This is a genomic window from Leuconostoc suionicum, from assembly GCF_001891125.1.
GTDB classification, from domain to species: domain Bacteria; phylum Bacillota; class Bacilli; order Lactobacillales; family Lactobacillaceae; genus Leuconostoc; species Leuconostoc suionicum.
Window position 1 is genome coordinate 311,052 of record NZ_CP015247.1, and the last position, 22,756, is coordinate 333,807.

General features: G+C 36.9%; 24 protein-coding genes, 1 tRNA gene and 1 pseudogene. 20 read left to right on the forward strand and 6 right to left on the reverse strand.

Features of this window, described 5'->3' with window-relative positions; all coding sequences use genetic code 11:
• Positions 1-13: 13 nt before the first annotated feature.
• The 5 genes from A6B45_RS01775 to A6B45_RS01795 all read right to left on the reverse strand — a co-directional run bounded on the left by A6B45_RS01775 (position 14) and on the right by A6B45_RS01795 (position 3,291).
• Positions 14-493, reverse strand: coding sequence for a substrate-binding protein (locus A6B45_RS01775; protein WP_072613074.1), 480 nt, complete (start codon positions 491-493; stop codon positions 14-16).
• A 14-nt stretch (positions 494-507) separates the two neighbouring features.
• A complete protein-coding gene (locus A6B45_RS01780; RefSeq protein ID WP_072613075.1) occupies positions 508-1,728 on the reverse strand; it encodes an ABC transporter permease in 1,221 nt (406 codons plus the stop codon).
• A complete protein-coding gene (locus A6B45_RS01785; protein ID WP_072613076.1) occupies positions 1,721-2,614 on the reverse strand; it encodes an ABC transporter ATP-binding protein in 894 nt (297 codons plus the stop codon). The genes A6B45_RS01780 and A6B45_RS01785 overlap by 8 nt, the downstream gene beginning before the upstream one ends.
• Before the next feature lie 265 nt (positions 2,615-2,879).
• A complete protein-coding gene (locus tag A6B45_RS10550) occupies positions 2,880-3,092 on the reverse strand; it encodes a hypothetical protein (protein WP_227005813.1) in 213 nt (70 codons plus the stop codon).
• On the reverse strand, positions 3,085-3,291 hold the full coding sequence (locus A6B45_RS01795) for a helix-turn-helix transcriptional regulator (RefSeq protein ID WP_072613077.1): 207 nt from the start codon (positions 3,289-3,291) through the stop codon (positions 3,085-3,087). Before A6B45_RS01795 ends, A6B45_RS10550 begins: the two co-directional genes overlap by 8 nt.
• 145 nt (positions 3,292-3,436) lie before the next feature.
• Here A6B45_RS01795 and A6B45_RS01800 point away from each other — a divergent pair, with 145 nt between their 5' ends.
• The 3 genes from A6B45_RS01800 to A6B45_RS01810 all read left to right on the forward strand — a co-directional run bounded on the left by A6B45_RS01800 (position 3,437) and on the right by A6B45_RS01810 (position 4,274).
• Positions 3,437-3,652 carry a P8 family protein gene (locus A6B45_RS01800; protein WP_072613078.1) on the forward strand — a complete coding sequence of 72 codons (216 nt, stop codon included), beginning with the start codon at positions 3,437-3,439 and terminating at the stop codon, positions 3,650-3,652.
• Positions 3,653-3,749: 97 nt separating this feature from the next.
• Positions 3,750-3,821: transfer RNA gene (locus A6B45_RS01805), tRNA-Glu, on the forward strand.
• 147 nt (positions 3,822-3,968) lie between these two features.
• Positions 3,969-4,274: a hypothetical protein gene (locus A6B45_RS01810; protein WP_072613079.1), complete on the forward strand. Its 306-nt coding sequence runs from the start codon at positions 3,969-3,971 to the stop codon at positions 4,272-4,274.
• Between the two features lie 294 nt (positions 4,275-4,568).
• Here the strand turns inward: A6B45_RS01810 and A6B45_RS10680 are convergent.
• Positions 4,569-4,985 (reverse strand): annotated as a pseudogene (locus tag A6B45_RS10680) (isochorismatase family protein).
• A gap of 484 nt (positions 4,986-5,469) precedes the next feature.
• Here A6B45_RS10680 and A6B45_RS01820 point away from each other — a divergent pair.
• From A6B45_RS01820 to gtfA, 17 genes are all read left to right on the forward strand, one after another.
• A complete protein-coding gene (locus tag A6B45_RS01820; RefSeq protein ID WP_072613080.1) occupies positions 5,470-6,216 on the forward strand; it encodes an amino acid ABC transporter permease in 747 nt (248 codons plus the stop codon).
• A 50-nt stretch (positions 6,217-6,266) separates the two neighbouring features.
• Entirely contained in the window at positions 6,267-7,094 is an 828-nt protein-coding gene (locus A6B45_RS01825; RefSeq protein ID WP_072613081.1) for an amino acid ABC transporter substrate-binding protein, read from the forward strand.
• A 12-nt stretch (positions 7,095-7,106) separates the two neighbouring features.
• Positions 7,107-7,811, forward strand: coding sequence for an amino acid ABC transporter permease (locus A6B45_RS01830; protein WP_025267755.1), 705 nt, complete (start codon positions 7,107-7,109; stop codon positions 7,809-7,811).
• Between the two features lie 2 nt (positions 7,812-7,813).
• Complete coding sequence (locus A6B45_RS01835) at positions 7,814-8,551, forward strand: amino acid ABC transporter ATP-binding protein (RefSeq protein ID WP_072613082.1); 738 nt, start codon at positions 7,814-7,816, stop codon at positions 8,549-8,551.
• A gap of 32 nt (positions 8,552-8,583) precedes the next feature.
• Entirely contained in the window at positions 8,584-9,819 is a 1,236-nt protein-coding gene (locus A6B45_RS01840; protein ID WP_072613083.1) for an aminotransferase-like domain-containing protein, read from the forward strand.
• An 11-nt stretch (positions 9,820-9,830) separates the two neighbouring features.
• On the forward strand, positions 9,831-10,802 hold the full coding sequence (locus A6B45_RS01845; protein WP_072613084.1) for an NAD(P)-dependent oxidoreductase: 972 nt from the start codon (positions 9,831-9,833) through the stop codon (positions 10,800-10,802).
• Positions 10,803-10,812: 10 nt separating this feature from the next.
• The gene (locus A6B45_RS01850) at positions 10,813-11,586 is read left to right on the forward strand and encodes an amino acid ABC transporter ATP-binding protein (RefSeq protein WP_072613085.1); all 774 of its coding nucleotides are present in this window, start codon (positions 10,813-10,815) and stop codon (positions 11,584-11,586) included.
• Positions 11,583-12,818, forward strand: a complete 1,236-nt coding sequence (locus A6B45_RS01855; RefSeq protein ID WP_072613086.1) for an MFS transporter — start codon at positions 11,583-11,585, stop codon at positions 12,816-12,818. Before A6B45_RS01850 ends, A6B45_RS01855 begins: the two co-directional genes overlap by 4 nt.
• Before the next feature lie 150 nt (positions 12,819-12,968).
• Positions 12,969-14,189, forward strand: a complete 1,221-nt coding sequence (tgt, locus tag A6B45_RS01860) for a tRNA guanosine(34) transglycosylase Tgt (RefSeq protein ID WP_011679239.1) — start codon at positions 12,969-12,971, stop codon at positions 14,187-14,189.
• Positions 14,190-14,280: 91 nt separating this feature from the next.
• Positions 14,281-14,643, forward strand: a complete 363-nt coding sequence (gene yajC / locus A6B45_RS01865; protein ID WP_011679240.1) for a preprotein translocase subunit YajC — start codon at positions 14,281-14,283, stop codon at positions 14,641-14,643.
• Between the two features lie 57 nt (positions 14,644-14,700).
• Positions 14,701-15,435 (forward strand): alpha/beta fold hydrolase, encoded by a 735-nt coding sequence (locus A6B45_RS01870; protein ID WP_072613087.1) that lies wholly within the window; start codon positions 14,701-14,703, stop codon positions 15,433-15,435.
• Complete coding sequence (gene mprF / locus A6B45_RS01875) at positions 15,422-17,956, forward strand: bifunctional lysylphosphatidylglycerol flippase/synthetase MprF (protein ID WP_072613088.1); 2,535 nt, start codon at positions 15,422-15,424, stop codon at positions 17,954-17,956. Before A6B45_RS01870 ends, mprF begins: the two co-directional genes overlap by 14 nt.
• A gap of 57 nt (positions 17,957-18,013) precedes the next feature.
• Positions 18,014-18,667, forward strand: coding sequence for a YfbR-like 5'-deoxynucleotidase (locus A6B45_RS01880; protein ID WP_072613089.1), 654 nt, complete (start codon positions 18,014-18,016; stop codon positions 18,665-18,667).
• A 1-nt stretch (position 18,668) separates the two neighbouring features.
• The gene (locus tag A6B45_RS01885) at positions 18,669-19,163 is read left to right on the forward strand and encodes an NUDIX domain-containing protein (RefSeq protein ID WP_072613090.1); all 495 of its coding nucleotides are present in this window, start codon (positions 18,669-18,671) and stop codon (positions 19,161-19,163) included.
• Positions 19,160-19,816, forward strand: coding sequence for a histidine phosphatase family protein (locus A6B45_RS01890; RefSeq protein ID WP_072613091.1), 657 nt, complete (start codon positions 19,160-19,162; stop codon positions 19,814-19,816). Before A6B45_RS01885 ends, A6B45_RS01890 begins: the two co-directional genes overlap by 4 nt.
• Before the next feature lie 198 nt (positions 19,817-20,014).
• Complete coding sequence (locus tag A6B45_RS01895) at positions 20,015-21,205, forward strand: MFS transporter (protein ID WP_072613092.1); 1,191 nt, start codon at positions 20,015-20,017, stop codon at positions 21,203-21,205.
• Between the two features lie 2 nt (positions 21,206-21,207).
• A complete protein-coding gene (gene gtfA / locus A6B45_RS01900) occupies positions 21,208-22,686 on the forward strand; it encodes a sucrose phosphorylase (RefSeq protein WP_072613093.1) in 1,479 nt (492 codons plus the stop codon).
• Positions 22,687-22,756: the final 70 nt, after the last annotated feature.

The window sequence follows — 22,756 nt, forward strand, 5'->3', positions numbered from 1 at the left end:
GCCTAGCGTTATTTTATTTGTTATTTTGGATTGTTATCCTCTGATCCTGTTCAATGATAAAATGGCACAAGTCTATGTCATCAATACGTGTAGGATTTTCTTTTAGAAATCGTTTGTATAGAAAAGCAATACGTGGTTTAAAAATCAATGTATTGGGTGCTACTAAATCATCACTCAGTAACTGATAACTGCGAATTGCATACGTCATAAGTTCAAGTTCTCGTTGCCATGATTCTTCACTTAGTCCGTTTTTTTCGACAAACAAATGTTGACGTTCTGCATATCCCAAAGCTTGTTGAAAACGATTTAAATTGTTAGGATCAATAGAAGAGTCAGGTCCAATGGCAATCATTGTTTGTTTAAAACTAGCTATTGCTTCTGGTGTTGCGTGTTTCGTTAATTCAAAACGTTGAAAGGGAATGCCAGTGCTAGTCTGATGTTCTTCATATTTGTACCATTTGGGATTTGTTAAAAAGTATGGTGTATTGTTCAAATGTGCTCCTCCGTTTACTTGTGGCGCAGTCTTGCTGCTAGTTGTTTCATAATTGGTTCATCAGAGTAAGATAGAACGTTTCTGGCGTAAATACCTTGACCAAACCACAGTAGTAAGAATAATGTGATAATAGCAATGAGTAATGCACTTATGGCTGCAGGCCATCCCTCAGTATGCGTAACAAGACGTATTGGCATCATACTTTGAGAGGCAAATGGTATATAACTAAGAATGCGGATCAAGAGGTTATTCGGCATTTGAGTCATGATAAAGCTAAATACATAGCCGACCATAGCAATCATTGAAATAGGTTGAATAGCCTGCTGAACTTGTGCATTATCATTAATTAGGGAGGCAATCATTGATGTTAATACTAAATAAAGTGCAACAGAAACAAGAATGAAAACTACTGCATAAATTATAAATGATAATGTCACGCCATTTAAGTTAGATGCTAATCCTTTTACAAAACTGTTTTCTTTAAAGAAATTGAAAGCTGTGAATCCGGCGATGACGTAGAGTAGCAGATGTGTGGTTACCAGAGCAAAAATACCGATAATCTTTCCAAAATATTGTACGCGTGCAGACGTCGCTGCCAATAGAATTTCCATAATGCGGGATGATTTTTCATTAGCAATTGCATTTGCAATCATTGACGTATACCACATGACAATAATCACAGTGATGATACCAATTGCACTGGCTATCAATTGGTTAGCACTTTCAGTATTGCCACTATTAGTTGATTGCTCTGCTTGTTTGACAACGCTTTTCAAGTTATAAGGTTGCACTAGATCAGCAGTTTGTTGAGCAGTTAGACCATATTGAGTAGCTTTTTGGGAACGTGATAAGTTACCTAATATAGCAGTAATCTTTTCTTTTGGAATCTGTTCACTTTTAGGCTGTGTAGTAATTGTGGCTTCATTTTTGTTGACGGTTAACACACCATCTAACTTTTCATTTTGCAGCGCTGAATTGGCTTTTTTCTCATTAGTTATGTTGGAAACATGGATGTCTAATTCTTTTTCCGATTGAACTAAAACACTGCGGACTTCTTGGTTGCTAACAACAGCAATATTAGGTGTTGTATTGCCTTGCATTTTGGTAATGCCAAATATAACTGCACCAGCTAAAGTAGCGAAAATCAAGGGAGAAAGCACAAGCATCCAATAACCACGTGATTTAAATTGGCTGAGAAAAGTGTCTTTAATAACAATAAAAAGTTGATTAGTCATGGATAGCGACCTCCTGGCGGAATATGTCATCGAGTGTTGGTGGTTGTTGGCTGAAGGCGGGGATGTAACCATTCTTTGTAACGAGGTCAAATACACGGTGCCCAGCTTCCTCTTCTGACAAAATTAAGTCATAGCCAACACCATGTGGCGTAACTGAGGTGACACCATCAATAGCTTTTAATGCTGCACTTGAAGTGGAGGATTCCACATAGACACGTGTGCGACCAAATTGTTCACGGATATTTTGAACAGGACCTTGGAGAACGATTTTTCCACGTTTTAACATAGTTAGATCGTCAGAAATCTTTGTCACGTTGTTCATGTCGTGACTTGAAAAAATAATCATTGCACCATTATCACGTAAGCGTATGATTTCATCCATCATTAAGTTTGTATTGACAGGATCTAAACCAGAAAAAGGTTCGTCGAGTATGAGTAGACTGGGTTCAAAGATTAATGAAGCAATCATTTGAACTTTTTGTGCGTTTCCTTTGGAAAGTGACTGCACTTTATCACTCACTTTACCAACGACATCAAGGCGTTTCATCCAATCTTTTAACGCAATTCGGGCATCTGATCGTTTCATACCGTGTAGTTCTGCAAAGTACAATATTTGCTCTTCAACGGTCCGCTTTTGGTATAGACCGCGTTCTTCGGGCAAAAAACCAATATGTTGTTTATCGTTTTGGGTAATAGGTTGGCCATTCCAAGTGATTGTTCCTGATGTTGGTTTAATAAAGTTTAAAAGCATACGGAAAGTGGTCGTTTTGCCAGCACCGTTTTGCCCAATGAGCCCCATTACTTTTCCTTCGGTAAGCGTCATATTCATATTAGAGACAGCAATGTTTTGTCCGAACGTCTTGTTCAGATTAGTCAGTTGAATCATATTTTTATTCCTTATAATATTTTATTTAGTAGATATCGCACACCACTATTGAACAAATAAATTAAGACAATTAAGAGATATAGATATGCAGCTTTTCGGTCCCAATAAAAAGTTGCCCAGCAAATAGCAATATAACTTACAATTAGTAACATAATAAAAGTTACTGTATTTGCGCGGTGAGCAATTTCTTGTAGTCGTTCGTCTGTTGCTTTTATTTTGCTTTTGTGTAGATACTTACGATTATGAAATAGTATTCTAGATGTAATTATGGTACCGATACCCCGTCAAGTATACCTGATGAAAATCCACGTAGAAAACTTCGCGAAGCTGGTGATTTTTGCAAGCTTGCTAAAAGCATTGTAATAACTACAGTCAATATAATAACAATTGTCAAAAAATTAACTTGATATTTGATTTTTGCACGATATTCGTCGTCAGTTATTCCCGATTTTGGTGATGCGAATAGTTTATTAATCATTTTTCTCCCCCTCAAAAATAAAGACATCTTCAATCGGTAAGTCAAAGAACTCGGCAATTCGATGTGCCAAAAACAAAGAGGCATTATATTTACCTTTTTCGAGTGATATCACAGTTTGACGTGTTACTTCAAGTTCAGAAGCAAGCTCTGCTTGTGTCAATTTACGTGATTTTCTTAGTTCTTGAATACGATTTATCAAAGTATGCCTCCTATAGTTTGGCTATTCAACAAAAAATAGTATAGCGTACTTTACATTAAATGTAAAGTTTTGCTTACATTTTTGAAAAGGTTGCAATTATAGAAAATAAGAACTATAACTAAAGTATAGAAAAGGGGGCCGAAACATGGCTGATGAAAAATTTGAAACATTGGATCTTCCAATGAGCGAAGTCTTTAGTTGGAGCGAGGACAAAACCCCACTACGCGATGCATTGTGGAACCATTATATGGACACAAGCAACAAAAACACGTTGGAAACTTTGAAGCACTTGAAGGCTTATGAAAAAATGAGTTCTGATGAAGTTAAGCTCGAAGCTGAAAAAGTACTACAAAAGGCATAATTCAGAAAAGAGGTTAGTTTTAATTTCTAATCTCTTTTTTTGTGCTCAAAAACCATTGACGGAAGCTGGTTTTTTCGGTATACTTAATATTTGTTATGGCGCTATGGTCAAGTGGTTAAGACGTCGGCTTCTCAGGCCGAAATCGAGGGTTCGACTCCCTCTAGCGCTATTAGTATATTTCATGGCGTTGCATAAGGTTTCAAAAACCTTGATGTAGCGCCTTTTCTTATGAAAAATATTGCCGTAATAAATTGGAAACATTATAAATACGCATGTAAGTCGTTTTTGATTTGCGGAAAATGAAGTGAGTAATACTATGGAATTTTTGGGATTAATTATTAACTTAGCTGATGAACTATTTGATGTAGACGATAATAAGCCATTTGGCTTTAAATTTTGGTTGTCTATATTTGTATGGTTAGTTATGCTTAGCGGGTTTATAGTTGTAGCTACAGTATTTATAATTTTATTTCCAGGTATGTTTTTAAAGGTCCTAAATACTATTTGGTTTGTGGTGATAGGTATAGAAGTATTGTTAGCATGGTTTTGTTATTATTCTGGTAAACGTGTAGTAATATGGGCATTTCAAATTAAAAATAATATACAAGCACACTGTAAGTAAGTGTTGGATCAATTTTTAATAAATGATCTATGAGCTTCGAATGCTGGTCTATGTTTTAGCGTATATCTGTTATTTATTAATTTAATCAACCAATGTCAATTAATTACTTTTAACATAACATAGGTCTTCCTTATGTGTTTAAAGCTCACTATGAAAACAATAATGGCGATAATCGCCACTGCTACTCTCAATTGAAATGTTCTACTTTTGGTATCTATCTGGTTCATAGTATTGTTGCTTTCTAAAATTTTCGTCTCCTGATTCATTATCAAAAGCTTGTTTATTTTGGCGTATTTAAAACAGCCTCAAAAAGCGATTATTCCATATGTTCTCATACAATTGCACAGTTTGTTTTGCGTTCATGTAGTAATTTTCTAATGTGGTGCTAAGTCCTTTTTTTATTTGCAACTCATAGCCCGCCCAAACCGTGTGCCATTTTGATTGTGGTGTCAACACAAAATTCTGTTTGAGTACCATATATTTTAATGCTTTGAACATCGTCTTCGTTAAGTACTTTTCTTAGCTTAGTGTGATAGAAAGAATTGGCATGTGTTGTCTGAATGGAACAATTGGTTTATGTGCATGTCGATAAGCCGTAATATGACTGTTTATACTAGTCACACATTCTTGAGTGTTAAAAATATCCTGCGACTCTTTACAAACGCCATTTTGAAAATCAATAACGAGTAGTGTGTCTGATATTGAAAGCATTATTTTTCCTTTTTTAAGTTAAGTGTTGAAATTTAGTGTGCCACTGAGCGAATAGAAAGGATGACTATAGTTCAACACTCTTCGTTCTCTGTCACTTGCTCTCACCATGAAATGATACATGAGTATCTTCGTATTAAGCCATTTAATTTACAACGTTATATTAATATATAAAAAAACTCAACCAATATTGATATTGGTTGAGTTTTTTTATATCAAATTGAGATGAATATACGAACAAATGGTAATAATTTTTAGAACTAATAGATAGGAAGTATTTAATTTAGTTGTGCAATGTGAACAAATTTAACATAATTATTGTTTAATTGATTTATAACGTGTATGATGTATTTTAACACCTAGATAATTTTATGATTAAAATAATGTTATTTAACCGGTTAATAACATTATAAATTAATGTATAAAAATATTATTCTTTATTAGGTTCTTGTAATTTTAATTTCATCGATGAAGTAGGAGGCGTTTTATGAATAATCTTTTTCAACCACATCTTATATGGGAATATTTGCCTGATGTATTGTCAGCATTACCGACAACGCTGTTGCTTACTCTAGTATCAACGATAATTGGCGTAATTGTCGGCGCAGGCATTGCATTTGTCAAAATGGAAGATACACCGATATTTAAACAAATTGCTGTGGTCTTTACTTCTTTTATTAGAGGAACACCAATTTTGATACAAATGTTTTTAGTTTATTATGGACTGCCTATGTTTCTGGGATATGTGGGCATTAACACAGACGATGTCAGCCCATTGATCTATTTATTTATTACATACGGATTGAATATGGCGGCTTTTCTTTCAGAAATCATTCGTGCCGCACTGGAAAGTGTGCCAGCAAGCCAGCGTGAAGCGGCTTTAACTTCAGGTTACACAAAGCGTCAGATGTATTTTAAAATTATTTTCCCGCAGGCAGTCATTATTGCGGTGCCCAGTTTTGCGACAATGGTCATTTCCTTGCTACAAGATACATCATTGGCATTCACAATCGGTGTATTAGATGTTGTTGGTAAAGCCAAAGCATTGGGTACGGCAACCTTTCATACAGTTGAGGCTTACATTAGTGCCATGATCATATTTGTTATTTTAAGTTTCATCTTAGAAAGATTCTTCCGCTGGATTGAAAAGCGCAGTAACTTTACGTCACGCAAAACAGCAATTTTGGCTAATAATCCTGTAATACCAGTGATTGAGACACCAAAAACAACTTAAAATAAACATACGATGTTGATAAATGAGAAGAGAACTAGAGGAGTAATATTATGCAGAACAAAGCAAGTCGTAGTAAGGGCCTATGGATTGGCATTATTGTAGTCGTGATAGCAGTTATTGCGGTTGTATTATTACACAATAATGGAAAAAGCAGTGGATCATCTTCTAAAGTGCAGACAATTAAAGTCGGTTCTGGTAACGATGCCCAACCATTTGCTTATTTAGATAAAAGCGGAAAACCAGTTGGTATGGATATTGCTTTGATACAAGCCATCGATAAAAAGTTACCACAATATAAATTCAAGCTAACACTATCTGATTTTCCTACGTTAATTACAAACTTGAAGAGTGGTAAGACGACGATGGCTATGGAACAGATCGAACAGAACACAGAACGAAAGCAAGACTTTAAGTTTGGAAGCGTTGGTTATACTGTCTGGGATACCTTGTTAGCTACAAAGAAATCAACCGGCGTTTTGAACTCATTTGCTGATGCCAAGGGAAAGAAACTTTATGTCACTAATTCAACGAACCAAGCAACTTTAACAGACGCTTACTTGAAGAAAAATGCTAATGCGTATTCAGTTGTACGTGGAACCTATACAATGGAGCAAATTGCGCAAGGAATCAATTCTAACCAGTTTAACGTTTACCCAGCTCCTAAGTATTCAATTGATTTGTTGAATCGTCAATTCAAAACAAACTTAGTTTATGGAAAGGCTGTCAACCATTCTAATGCATACCCAATGTTTAATAAGAAAGCAGATCCAAAATTGGTTAAGGCTGTTAACAAGGCAATGGAAGAGTTGAAGAAGGATGGCACAATTAAAAAGTTGAGTAATAAGTGGTTAAAGGGCGATTACGTGCCGAAGGATTAATGGAGGATTTCAATGAGCTTTGATATTGGATTTATATTTCAGGTGGTAGTTAAATTAATTCCATACATTCCCATCACGATTTACATGGCGTTTGTCAGCTTAATTATTGGCGGATTATTAGGATTAGTCATCGCACTAGTACGACACTATAAAGTGCCGGTGTTATCACAGTTGTTTACTATCATGATTACCATTCTTAAAGGCGTTCCCTTGATTTTAGTTTTTTTACTTATCTTCATGGTTACATCCCAGAACTTTAATCGTGTGGCTAAGGCACTAGGATGGCATATGCACTATGGTGATTTACCAATGAGCCTTTTAGCAATCATTGGGTTATCCTTGATGGCAATGGTTGGTCTGAGTGAGGCCTTTCGAGGTGCTTTTGAGTCAGTGAAAACTGTTCAGTTTGACGCTGCACGATCGCTTGGTATGACTAATTTGCAGACAATTCGTCGTGTGCTAATACCCCAAGCTTTTCCAGTCGCTTTACCAATGATTATTAATATGTTGATTAACTTAATTAAGGGCACAGCAATCGCATCATTAATTTCTGTGGTTGAAATTTTCTCAACGGCAACGCAAGCCGCTAGTTCTAACTATAAATACTTTGAAGCCTACATTGCTGCGGCAATTATTTACTGGTTAATGACAATTGTTATTGAACGAGCCGCTGTTCTATTAGAAGGACGTATGGATAAAAAGACAAGGAGGGCGTAATAATGATTGAAGTTAAGGATGTCCATAAAAGTTTCAACGATAATGAGGTCATTAAGGGCGTTAGCTTGTCTTTAAATGAGGGTGAGGTAGTGACTATTCTAGGCCCATCTGGGTCTGGAAAAACAACTTTCCTACGTTGCTTAAATTTTTTGGAAACAGCCGATTCAGGATCAATAACCGTTAATGATGAGCAAGTTACGTTTGGCCAAGCAAATGCAAATGATATTCTACAGTTACGACGACAAATGGGGATGGTATTTCAAAACTATGCGTTGTTCTTAAACAAAACTGCAAAGCAAAATATCATGGAACCAATGGTTATTGTTCATGGATTTAGTGTTAAAGAAGCTGAAGCGCGTGCTGCTGAATTATTGGAGGCTGTCGGGTTACCAGATCATGGTGATTATTACCCAGCACAATTATCAGGTGGACAAAAACAACGTATCGGTATCGCACGAGCATTGGCAGTTCATCCAGCAGTATTACTGTTTGATGAACCAACAGCAGCATTAGACCCAGAACTTGTGGGTGAAGTGCTTAAAGTCATGAAAGGAGTTAAAGATGCTGGTGTAGCCATGATTGTTGTGACACATGAAATGCAATTTGCGTACGAAGTGAGTGATCGGGTTATTTTTATGGCTGATGGCGTGATTGTGGAGGAAGGAACGCCACAACAAATATTTGAAGCACCGAAAGAAGAACGAACAAAAGCATTCTTAAACCGTTTTACAGTACAATAAGCGATTAATAATTTTAAAGGAGACTGCGTAATATGTCAGAAAAGCGTTATGAATTTGCAACACGGGTAGCAGGATTGCTCCCAAATCCTTTGCGGGAACAAGCCAAACATGTTCAAGAGGCTGATGATTATATTAAACTAACTTATGGTTATCCTAGCAATCAGGCTTTTCCTGTTGAAAAGTTGGCCAAAATTTCTGAAAAAGTTTATCGTGATCATGCATTTGACTTTATGCAGTATGGTGAAACCGAAGGAATTCCGAGGTTGCGAACACAAATTAAAGAAAGGTTAGCAAAATACCAGTCCTTAGATGTTGAAAATAATGATGTTTTGATTACTTCTGGCTCGACGCAAGGAATGGATTTAGTTTTTAAAATATTTGTGAATGAAGGTGATATTGTTCTAACTGAAGAACAAACATTTGTTGGCGCAGTTAATGCGATTAAATCTTACGGGGGCACAGTGCAAGGGTTGCCGTTTGATTTCGCTGCTGAAAGTATTGATACATCAGCCTTGAAAGCTACTCTTGAAGCGGACACAGAGCATAGGATTAAAGTGTTGTATCTAATCCCAACTTTTCAGAATCCGATTGGCACATCGATGCCACTTGAAAAGCGTCAAGAAGTATATGATATTTGTCAGGCACATGAAGTCATGATTTATGAGGATGATCCATACGGTGATTTGCTGTATGCAGAAAAAACAGCCATTCCAAAAATTAAATCATTTGATCAGACGGGTAATGTCATTTACGCAGGTTCTTTTTCAAAAATATTAGCGCCAGGATCGCGTTTGGGATACTTATTAGCACCAAAAGTCGTATTCGAAAAATTAGTTTTGATGAAACAAGTTGCCGATTCGTTTGCCAATTTATATTGGCAATATTTGGCCAGTCAGTTGATAGACGATTACGACTTTAATGAACACATTGATTACTTACGCCAGCTTTATAAGGAAAAGATGGATACAATGATTTCATCGTTGGCCCAGAAGTCTGATGATAATATGGAATTTGTTGTACCAGATGGTGGTTATTTCATATCAGTTAAACTAAATGACGATATAGCAACTAAAGTCTTTTATGAAGAATTGGAACAGCGACATATCGGTGTCATTCCAGGCAATATTATGAGTGCAGCAGGTAGTGGATATGAGCAATACTTTAGATTGAACTTTACGTTGCCCACATTATCCGAAATCAAAACTGGCATTGAAAGAATTTCTGAGGCAGCAGCGGCGGCAAAACAAACCAAGTCCCCAGTAATTTGAGAGACGAGCGTATGAAAATACTATTTTTTAACGTCTCAACTGTAGAAAAAAATATTATTGATGAATGGGCTGACGCACAACAGATTGCTGTTAAAACGCTACCTGTTTCGATTGACTACGATAACATTGACTTAACTCGCGATTTTGATGCTGTTATTTTTTATCCAGGAAAATCTTTTCAAACTGACGAAAATTTATATTCTCGATTGGCAGAGAATGGTATGAAACAAATTTCTGTCAAATCAACAGGTTATGATAATATTAATTTCGAATTTGCTGAAAAGTATCACCTGACAATAACTAATGTTCCTGATTATTCGCCAGAATCCGTATCGCATTTTACAGTGATGAGCGTGCTTATGTTGTTACGTAATTTACCGCGATATCTTGATAACCCAGAAACGACACAACGAAAAGAGTTTATGGGAAGAGAACTGACAGAAGTGACCGTGGGCATATATGGTGCTGGTCGATTGGGCAGTCTTGTGGCTAAAACGCTGAAATTCATGGGTGCACGGGTAATGATGAATTCTCGTAGTCTTAAGCCAGAGTTAATTGAATCAGGCATAGAATTTGTGGATTTTAAACAGTTATTAGCCGAAAGCGATGTGTTAAGTATTCACGTGCCGCTAAATAAACAAACTTTTCATAAGTTTGATTTTGATAATCTTAGTTTAATGAAACAAAATGCCATATTAGTCAACACAGCACGAGGTGAAATAGTTGATACTTCAGCATTGATAACGCACTTACAGCAAGGGAAATTTCAAGGTTTGGCACTTGACGCATTGGAAAATGAGGATACGAAAGGATTTGCAACAAATCCCTATTACCAGTCACTTCATAAATTTGAGAATGTATTACTGACACCACACATTGCGTATTTTACGAAGGCAGCTGTTCGTGATATTGCAATAACCGCATTAGAAAATGCACGTGATATCGTTATTGAAGGTAAATCAGAGAATACTGTTGTACAATAGGAGGTAAGCAATGAGTTTTATTGAAATTAAAGATGTACACAAGTCCTTTTACCAAAATGAAATTTTAAAGGGTATTGATCTAACCCTGCATAAAGGTGAAGTTATTGTTATCTTGGGCCCATCAGGTTCTGGTAAAACAACTTTCTTACGCTGTTTGAATACACTTGAAAAAGCAGACAAAGGACAGATTAAGATTGATGATGTGACAAAAGATTTTACAGTAAAAGATCGTCAAAATACACGAGACCTAATTTTAAAGACAGCTATGGTATTTCAAGGGCATGCTTTATTCGGTAATATGACGGTATTGCAAAATGTTATTGAAGGTTTGATTCGTGTGAAAAAAATGGATCGCGAAGCAGCCACAAAAATTGGGTTGTCAACTCTAGATAGAGTTGGGCTATCTGACCGAGCAAATTATTATCCTGTTCAACTCTCTGGTGGGCAACAGCAGCGTGCAGGGATTGCTCGAGCAATGGCAATGCAGCCAGAACTATTATTGTTTGATGAACCGACTAGTGCTTTGGATCCTGAATTAGTAGGTGAAGTTTTATCCGCTATGAAAGAGTTGGCACAAGAAGGGCACACGATGATTGTCGTCACACATGAAATGCAATTTGCTTATGAAGTGGCAGATCGGGTATTGTACATGGAAGGTGGCGTTGTGGTAGAGCAAGGCCCACCAGAAGAAATATTTAATGCACCAAAAGATAAGCGGACTCAACAATTTTTGGCACGATTATCGGGTAAAAATTTTGGAGATCCAGAATTGGTAAATTCATGATGCAGAATAATCAACAAAGTTTGGACAAAATAAAAGGCGCAGTCGGTACTCAAAGCAGAGATACTGATCAGCGTCTTTTTACCAAGGATTTTATCATTCTAATGATGATTAACTTCTTGGTTATGACAGCAGTCACTACCCAAATGGGTACGTTGCCACTTTATGTAACGCATCTAGGTGGTAATTCGATTATGTCGGGATTAGTTGTCGGCATTTGGGGATTGGCTGCTCTTTGTGCGCGAATTCCAGTTGGCAAGTTACTGGACACATACGGTCGAAAAAAATTAATTTTTATTGGTTTAGCAATTTTGATGGCTGATTTCTCTATGTTGATTTTTTATAGTACAATTGTTAGTTTAATTGTTTTAAGAGCGTTACAAGGAATTGGTAATGGCACTCAATCTACGTCGGTTGCAACTATGGTAGCTGATAAGTTACCGAAGCAAAAGTTATCAATTGGTTTGGGGTATTTTAGTATATCGCAAACTTTACCGGCCGCCATTGGTCCTGCAATAGGGCTAGTTGTTGTTGAAAATTTTGGTTTTCAATCACTTTTCTATTTTAGTTTGTCATTGATTTGTATAGCTTTTGTTTTATCATTTTTCGTTAAGGACAACTATACTCATGTTGAAAAAGCTAAGCATGTAGCAGATGAGAATACAGGCTTTCTTGATTTAATTCGTCTAAGAAGTGTGTGGGTGCCAAGCCTAATTGTTTTTGTGGTTTGTTTTGCGAATGCTGCTGTTACAGCGTTCTTAGTCCAATTTGGTGAGCAAAAAAATTTATCAGCGACGATTGTTGGGTTTAGCTTTACTATGCAGGCGATTATTGGTGCTTTAGTTCGTGTTTGGTTTGCAAAGTTATATCTATACTTTAGATCTTATGTGTTAGTAATAGCCGGTATATTAATGATTGCCTCAGCCTACTTTATGATTGCTTTTGGTGCAACAGTGGAATGGTTAGTTTTGGCTGGTGCCTTGAATGGATTTGGATTTGCGTTGCTTATTCCGTTGATGAATGCAGTGGTTTTGAAGAATGTTTCCTCAGCACAACGCGGTCGGGCTACAGCAATTTTTTCCTCTGGTACGGATGTCGCCTATGGCTTAGGGGCCTTTATGTGGGGGGTAGTTGCCAATTTCATCGGTTTTTTTGGAATGTATTGTCTCACGGCCACAATGGTTATTGCAACTTTGTTGTTAGTAATCGCCCATAATCGTTTGTTAAATGAATAAAAAGAGAAGAGGGGGGTACCATGTTCCGAGGTGTTGTTTAAGTTGACAGTGTTCGGATTTTTCACGTACAATAGTAAAGTATCAAATTACCATTTTCGTGGTAATTTCAACATGAAATGGTCGATACGTTGCTAGAAATGGAGAAGAAACATGGCAAATGAAAAACATCCTGCAGTATGGTATGAACACCTTCATACTGAAAAGTATACAGGTGCTCGACGAGGTCGTATTCACACGCCACACGGTACGTTTGAAACACCGATGTTTATGCCTGTTGGCACACAAGGTGCAGTGAAGGGTGTGGGCACGCGTGAATTAAAAGACATTGGCTCACAATTCATTTTAAGCAATACATACCATCTATGGGTGCGTCCAGGAGATGAATTAATTGCTGAAGCAGGCGGTTTACATAAATATATGGGCTGGGATCAGGCTATCTTGACTGATTCTGGTGGATTTCAAGTTTTTTCATTGTCTGATGCACGTAAATTAAAAGAAGAAGGCGTCACTTTCCAGAACCATGTTAATGGTGACAGAATGTTCCTATCACCTGAAGTAGCCATGCGGATTCAAAACAACCTTGGATCTGATGTTATGATGCAATTAGACGAAGCCATTCCTTATTTTGAAACTTATGATTATATCAAGAATTCAATGCAACGTTCGCTGCGGTGGGCTGAGCGAGCTAAAGTAGCACATAAGAAGACGGATACACAAGCTTTATTTGGTATTGTTCAAGGAGCAGGTTTTAAAGCTTTACGAACTGAATCGGCCAATAACTTAGTAGATATGGATTTACCCGGATACGCAGTTGGCGGTTTATCAGTGGGTGAATCTAAGGCTGAAATGAATCGTGTTCTGGACTTCACCATGCCACTGTTACCAGAAGATAAGCCACGTTACTTGATGGGCGTGGCAGCACCTGATTCATTAATAGACGGTGTTATGCGCGGTGTTGATATGTTTGATTGTGTGTTGCCAACTAGAATAGGACGCAAGGGAACGTTGATGACACGTTATGGTCGTGTTGTCATCCGAAATTCAAAATATAAGAATGACTTCACGCCATTAGATCCTGATTTGAGTTATTACTCACCAAACCCTATTCGTAAGGAACAATTTGGCAATTTAGCACAATACGATATACCAGGCTATAATCCTTTTAAAACATTAACTCGTTCTTATTTGCATCACCTATTTAATGCAAATGAATTATTAGGTGCGCAATTAGCCTCGGAACATAATTTACGTTTCTTGTTACAATTCATGGAAGATATGCGTACTGCTATTGAAAACGATGAACTATTGGCTTTCCGTGAAACTGTTATGGAAGAATATGGATATAATAAGCCTAATGCACGATTATTCTAAGTTTGGTATAATAGTAGTATTAGCAAAATGAGTAAAAGTTACCGTGAAATGGAACACGTAGCTAAACTCGCTTAGGAAAGTAGGAGTTAGAATGTCGTTGAATTTGATTTTGCCATTAGTAATTATTGTGGCAATGTTCTGGTTTATGTCACGTCAGCAAAAGAAGCAACGTGAACAACAACAAAATATGCAAAAAAGTTTGCAAAAAGGTAGCAAAGTTGTTACCATTGGTGGTTTGCACGCAGTTGTTGATAGCGTGGATAACGCTGCAAAGACTGTTGATTTAGATGCTGAAGGTGTTATTTTAACATATGAATTATCAGCCATTCGTTCTATCAGCAATCCAGTAGATACTGAAAAGCCAACTGTGGCTGATATTACACCTGCTGATAAGGTTGAAGAAACAAGTGAAAAAATTACTGACGATGCTGAAAAACCAGCAGATGACAAGTAATATATAGTGGCAGTATAATAAAAGGAAGCGTAAGCTTCCTTTTATTATGGAGAAAATATGAAAACAGTCACAAAAGTTATGTCGGATGGTACAAAAATTGTATATGACGAATATGGTAATGATCAGTTGAGGACTGTTTTTTTATTACATGGTAATGGTAGCTCTGCCCGTTATTTTAAACGTCAATTACCCAGTTATACAGCATACTTTCACGTTATTGCGATAGATTCTCGAGGACACGGTCGCTCCACCAATACTAAAAAAACTATTGATATGGCAGATGTTATTTGCGATATCGATGAATTGAGACGAGACCTGTCTATCGATAAAATAAGCATAGTTGGTTATAGTGATGGCGCTAATATTGCATTGAAATATGCAGTTGAAAAGCAGAATCATGTTTCTAGGATGGTTTTGAACGCACCTAATGTAACATCAGATGGTGTCTATCGTATTTTATGGTGGGGAGATGCTATTGCACGATTTGGAACTGAATTATTTGCACCAATTAGTCAGAAAGCCCGTCGCCGTCATATACAGCTACATGTCATGAGTGAACCATTGAATATTACACAGGCACAATTAAAGGTGTTAACAATACCGATATTATTTGTTATTGGGCAATTTGATATCGTTAAACGGCAACACATTGAAAGTATTTCCAAAATTATGCCGGCTGCCAAAGTTATGATTCTGCGTGGGCACGGGCACTTCGTAACATACACAAATCCGCGGAAGTTTGCACAATTGATTACACCGTTTTTACTTGGGGGAAAGCATGAAGGGCATTAATCACGTTTTATCAAAGTTAATTATATTAGTTATTACATTGGTGCTGATTACTCAGTTATTCATTATGACGAGAGAAATCACGTGGCATGCAATGTTGTCGACAATGAATGATATTGCTTGGTGGCAAATGGTGTTGCTACTTCTAGCTGGATTTTTGGTGATCATGCCAACGTTATTTAATGATCTTATTTTGCGCGAATGGCAAGGCTACAAACTAACTACGAGTGAAATGTTGCAGCGTGCGTGGTTAGTTAATGTTTTTAATTTAAATGCTGGTTTTATTGGTATTTTAAGTGTATTTTTACGACGTATTTTTTATAATGATCAACCAAAACAAAAGCCGATTAAGCCCTATATACAAATGTATATACTTGGTCAAAGTGGTTTACTCTTCGCAACTATCGTTGCTTTTGTCATTTTAATATTAGATGCCAATAAACAGTTAACTGAACAATTAGTGTGGCTAGCCCTGTTTATTTTAGTGGCTATCATAGGGATAATTATTTCCTTTAGTAAACGGATAAATATTTGGCAAGGGTTGAACAGCACAGTTGTTACACGTTTTATAATTAACTCAATTATTACGCTGTTCGCTCAAGTGGGGTTGTTTATATTAATAGGTCGTGTTATTGACATTGATATTGGTACTTCGGAAATCATACTTAGTTTTGTTATTTCTAGTGCAATTGCTCTGATTACCATGACACCCGGAACTTGGGGTTCGTTTGACGTTGCGATTATTATTATGTTGTCGTTTTTTGATGTAACTCGTGTGGATAGTTTTATTTGGCTCATATTATATCGTGTTAGTTATAATTTGTTTCCTTTATTGAGTGCTGTAGCTCTTTTGTTTTTACGTATTTCTAAACGAATTAATGCTAGTTTTCGAGGTGTGCCACATTATGTTGCCCAATCAGTTGTTCACCAATTTTTGATTATTATACTCTACTTATCTGGTATGTTGCTTGTCTTAGCAGGGACGATGCCCAAGGTTGCAGAAAAAATATTTGTTTTTAATCATCTACGCTCCTGGCCTATCACATATACTTTAATCAATCAATTACCCAATATTTTATTTGGTTTTTTGATCTTAATTAGTGCGCGTGGCATTGCTAATCGTGTACAACGTGCTTATGGGGCGACTATTGTTGTCTTATTGTTAGTAGCTACATATGTATTTTTCTTTTATCAGTATCTGGCACCGTTGTTTTTTATAGCCGCTATTTTGATAGCGGTGTTATTTAGTAAAAAGTCTCTGTATAGAAAGCAATTTATTCACTCTTGGGAAGAGCAGGCTGTGGATTTTCTGATTTGGGCGACGCTAATTATTAGTTATTTAGCTTTGGGCGTGGTCAATTTACCTCCAATTCATCGCCATTTTCATCATGTTGGTAACATGCCATCCATGCATTGGTGGTATGTAGGTCTTATTATTATCACTGTTGTCTCTATTTCTGGTTTAGCTTTGTCTAAATTTTTGCATTCACAGCAGATTCCGCTTGGTGTGGGATTAGATGAAGCAAGAGTGAACAAAGTTCTAACTATTGGTGATAATCACTACACTAATCTCATTTTTTTGGGTGATAAAAGACTATATTTTTATCAAACTGACGATGAAGATGTTGTAGGTATTCAGTTTCGAATTATTAACAACAAGGCAATGGTTATGGGGGATCCTTTTGGGGACGAAAAGTACTTTGCTGCCGCGATGGAGCAATTTGTAAACGAAGCGGATGTACTTGGTTATATGCCAGTTTTTTATGAAATTAGCGAAAACATTGCTATGATGGCCCATGAATTTGGTTATGATTTTTTCAAACTTGGTGAGGAAGCATTGGTTATTCTTGATGATTTTTCGACTGCTGGTAAAAAAATGCAGAACATTCGTTCAGAAATGAATCAAGCAACGCGTGCTGGTTTCAAATTCAGGGTATTAGAACCACCATTTAATCATGACGTGTTGCAGCAAATGCAACTAATTAGTGATGAATGGCTTGCTGGACGTGAAGAAAAAGGATACTCACTAGGATTCTTTGATGAAAATTATTTGCAGCGTAGTCCAATAGCCGTACTTGAAAAAGAAGGGCAAATTGAAGCGTTTGCAACGTTAGTGACTTCATATACAGAACAACAAATGTCAGTTGACTTAATGAGATTCACGCATGCTGCACCGAATGGTGTCATGGATGTTTTATTCGTCAACGTATTTGATTATGCTAAACAACGGCATTTTAAAATATTTAATTTAGGTATGTCACCTTTGGCTAATGTTGGCCAGCATCGTCAAAGTTTTGGACGTGAGCGCTTGGCTAATTTAGTCTATCAATTTGGCTCAAAGGTTTATTCTTTTGAAGGATTGCATCATTATAAAAATAAATTTACCAAAGTTTGGCAACCTATGTACATTGGCTACTCAAGGAAAAGCAGCATTATTGCCGTTATGTTTGGATTGCTGAAAATAGACAACAAAGGAGTGAAACATGCACCAAAAAGCGATATGAGATATACTAGAAGCAATTAAAATAGGAGGAAAAACATTTAGAATTGCGTTACAATTTGCTAAATGTTCTGATAGTTAATGGCAATGCATCAATATTTCATGGGAATGAGTCAGCTTGAACTCATTAACCGAGCTCCAGGATTTTTTAAATACCAGCCCCACAATGTAGCGGCACACTCATGGAAAGTAACTCAAATTGCTCAGTTTTTAGCTGATGTTGAAGAACAAAATGGTGCTCAAATTAATTGGAAATCAGTTTATGAAAAAGCTTTAAATCACGATTATACAGAAAGATTTATCGGTGACATTAAAACGCCAGTGAAATATGCGACGTCGACATTACGTTCAATGTTAGCTGATGTTGAAGAATCAATGACTGAAAACTTTATTAAAACAGAAATTCCTGAACAATTTCAAGCCGCGTATACACGGCGTCTAGGGGAAGGAAAAGATGATACGATTGAAGGCAAAATTTTATCCATTTCTGATAAAATTGATCTTCTCTATGAAGCATACGGTGAATTAGAAAAGTTTAACCCTGAACCCGTTTTTGTAAATATTTTTCAAAGTAGTTTGGAAGCACTCGCCGAATTCAAAGATATGGCCAGTGTGAAGTATTTGGCAAAAGAAATATTACCGGAAGTTTTTAAAGAAGACTTCATTCATAAGGATTTATTGTTTGATTTAGCTAAAAGTTTGTTACCTGATTTTGCCGAGGTGGTTAATAATTAATATGGAAAAAAATTATATTGCGCGTATGCGCGAAAAAGTTGGGCACGATGGAATGATATTTGTATCGGCATTTGGTGTATTGTGGAATGATGCACATGATGCAATATTATTAGAGAAACGTTGGGACTCTGATGAAAGATGGGGATTCCCTGGGGGTTATCTTGAGTATGGCGACTCACCAATGCAGGCTGTTAAACGAGAATTTAAAGAAGAAACAAACCTTGATGTCAAAGTCACTCGTATGTTAGGGATTGCCACAAATGAGGTTAAAAAAAATTCTTGGGGTGATGCACAAGAAACCATTGGAATTGGTTTTGAAGTTGAGCATGTTGGTGGTCAGATGTTAAAGGATGGCACTGAAACGCTTGATTTACAATTCGTGCCAGTTCATCCAGAACCTAAAATGTTCGTTCCACAAGCGCAAAAAACAATGCATCTTATATTGACACAAAACGAGATTAGTGAACAACCTTGGATGAGGGAGAAAAACGAATGAAACTTTATGTTGTACGTCACGGTCAGACAATATTTAATACATTAAATAAAGTGCAGGGATGGGCTGATACACCGCTAACCAAGAAAGGTGAAAAAGATGGTCAGGAAGCTGGTAAAAGATTAAAAAACGTCGCTTTTGACGTAGCCTTTTCTTCTGATACTTCACGTGCTATGCATACCGCAGAATATATCCTGGCTGAAAATATCCACGAGCATACTAAGCTACAAATTACACCAGAATGGCGTGAATATTTTTTTGGTAGCTTTGAGGGTGGTAGTAATGATGTGATGTGGGGTGCTGTGGCTAAAGAATTTGGCGTTGCTAAAGGTACACCAGATGCTATTGCTGCAGAAGTTCAAGACATGACAGCGATTATGAATAAGATTTACGAAGTGGATCCACAGCATTTAGGTGAGAACGCAACACATTTTTGGCAAAGAATAGACGCTGCATTGGAAAAACTCCTCATGACACAAAAAGCCGATGCGAATGTCTTATTAGTTACGCACGGTCAGCTCATTGGTAATTTAGCACAGCACTATGGCCATTTTATCGGGGCTGAAAGACCAAAAAATGGTGCTGTGGCAGTTTTCAATCTTGATGGCGACGGTTTGCAAGTGGAACTTTTTAATGATGTTGACACCGTATTTTGATAAAATACGGTTAATACTTTATATTTTTTTAAGGATTAAATTTATCTAAACAAATCGTTTAGTGATAATGTTTTCATTGATGTTTCAGAAAACGCACTCGTTATTTTCTTCACAAAAATCGTATTAAACGATTGACATTTTATGGTGGAACCGGTTACAATATTATGGTAAGCGATTATCATAATTGAAGGAGATAATATGGTTAAACAAGATAGCCTGCTCACTAAAATTGCTTTTTTGGGCATTTCATTTGTCTTGACAAGTGCATACGCTATTAACGGCGCATTGCCACAAATGACAGAGGCGTTGCATATTTCATCCACCGAAGCACAAGTGTTGGCTACTACACCTTCTATTACTGTGACTATTTTTGTTCTTTTGAGTAGTTTTATAGCTGCTAAATTAGGTGATAAAAATACAATCATTTTAGGAGTAACATTGGTCGGAATTGCTGGAATGATACCATTTTTTACCGATTCATATGTGATCATTTTAGTATCACGAACAGTGTTGGGTGCTGGATTTGGTATTTTTAACTCACTGGCAGTGTCCATGATTGCTGTGATGTACAATGGAAAAACACGTTCTTCGATGCTTGGATACCGTGCAGCTGCTGAACAAGTTGGACAAGCTGTATTAACATTGTTAGCAGGATTGTTGTTGGCGTTTGGTTGGCACGCAACATTTTTGGTATATCTAATTGCATTTCCAATTTTGTTCTTGTTCATTAAGCGGGTTCCTGATACATCAGAAATGACACCACTTAAGACGGAAACGACAGACAGCAAACAGGTAGAAGAGGTAACTCGTATTAGTCCATTAGTATTGGTACTGACGCTCTTTGCTGCTTTCCTTGTGATTGATTATATGGCCATTCAACTTAGCTTTCCATTTATGGCGGCTGACCTGAAGGGAGACGGATACAATACCTCGCCAATATTGTCAGCTATGCTGATTGCAGCAACAATTGGTGGTGTAACATATGGTTGGTTCATGGCAAAGTTTGGTCGTTTCACACTACAAATTGGATTAGTATTAATGGCGATTTCAAATTTCTTGGTTGCATTTTCAAATGGTAACTTTGGTATGTTAATTTTAGGGGTTTTGTTAATAGGATTCCCACTACAATTAATTTCACCATTCATTTTTAATCAATTACCAAAGTTGGCACCACTTGCACGTCAGTCATTAGTGACATCAATCATATTAATCGGATTTAACGTTGGTGTATTCATTGAACCGATTGTAGTTGCAGCTTTTGCAAAGCTGATTGGTCATGGTGGTGGTAGCGCTGCTTCTTCAGCATATGCTACCATTCCATATTTGGGTTCGGTACTTCTTATTATCGCAATTATTACAGTTATAACTAACAGAAAACAGGAGAAATAACTATGGAAATTCAAAATAAAGCAATGCTTATCACATACGCTGATTCATTAGGTAAAAACTTAAAGGATGTTCGTAAAGTTTTGAAGGAAGACATTGGTGATGCAATTGGTGGTGTTCACTTGTTGCCGTTCTTCCCATCAACAGGAGACCGTGGTTTTGCACCTTCTGATTACACACGTGTTGATTCAGCATTTGGTGACTGGAGTGATGTAGAAGCATTGGGTGAAGAATACTACTTGATGTTTGATTTCATGATTAACCACATTTCACGTGAATCTGTTATGTATCAAGATTTCAAGAAAAATCATGATGAATCAAAGTATAAAGATTTCTTCATTCGTTGGGAAAAGTTCTGGGCCAAGGCTGGTGAAAACCGTCCAACACAAGCCGATGTTGACTTGATTTACAAGCGTAAGGATAAGGCACCAACTCAAGAAATTACTTTTGATGATGGTACAACTGAAAATTTGTGGAACACATTTGGTGATGAACAAATTGATATCGATGTAAACTCAGCTATCGCTAAAGAATTTATCAAGACAACTCTTGAAGACATGGTGAAGCATGGAGCTAACTTGATTCGTTTGGATGCCTTTGCATACGCTGTTAAAAAAGTTGATACAAATGACTTCTTCGTTGAGCCTGAAATCTGGGACACATTGAACGAGGTTCGTGAAATTTTGACACCTTTGAAGGCCGAAATTTTGCCAGAAATCCATGAACACTATTCAATTCCTAAGAAGATTAATGATCATGGTTACTTCACATATGATTTTGCTTTGCCAATGACAACACTTTACACACTTTATTCAGGTAAGACAAATCAATTAGCTAAGTGGTTGAAGATGTCACCAATGAAGCAATTTACTACTTTGGATACACACGATGGTATTGGTGTTGTCGATGCGCGTGACGTCTTGACTGATGAAGAAATTGATTATGCATCTGAAGAATTATACAAAGTTGGTGCTAACGTGAAGAAGACTTACTCTTCTGCTTCATACAACAACTTGGATATCTACCAAATCAACTCAACATACTACTCAGCTTTGGGAAATGATGATGCTGCATACTTGCTGAGTCGTGTATTCCAAGTCTTTGCTCCTGGTATCCCACAAATCTATTACGTTGGTTTGTTGGCCGGTGAAAATGATATTGAATTGCTTGAATCTTCAAAAGAAGGACGTAACATTAACCGTCACTACTACTCAGTTGATGAAGTTAAGGAAGAAGTTAAGCGCCCAGTTGTTGCTAATTTATTGAAACTTTTGTCATGGCGTAACAACTTTGCGGCATTTGATTTGGATGGATCAATTGATGTTGAAACACCATCTGACACAACTATCAAGATTACTCGTAAGGATAAGTCTGGTGAAAATGTTGCAGTTTTGGTTGCTAACGCTGCTGACAAGACATTTACTATTACTGCAAATGGCGAAGAAGTTTTAGCTAACTCAGAGGCTGATAAGCAACAATTGTAATTTAAAAGTTTTATTATTAGTTGGAAAGTCAGTGCTATAAGCACCGGCTTTTTTTTAGAATTATCAAACT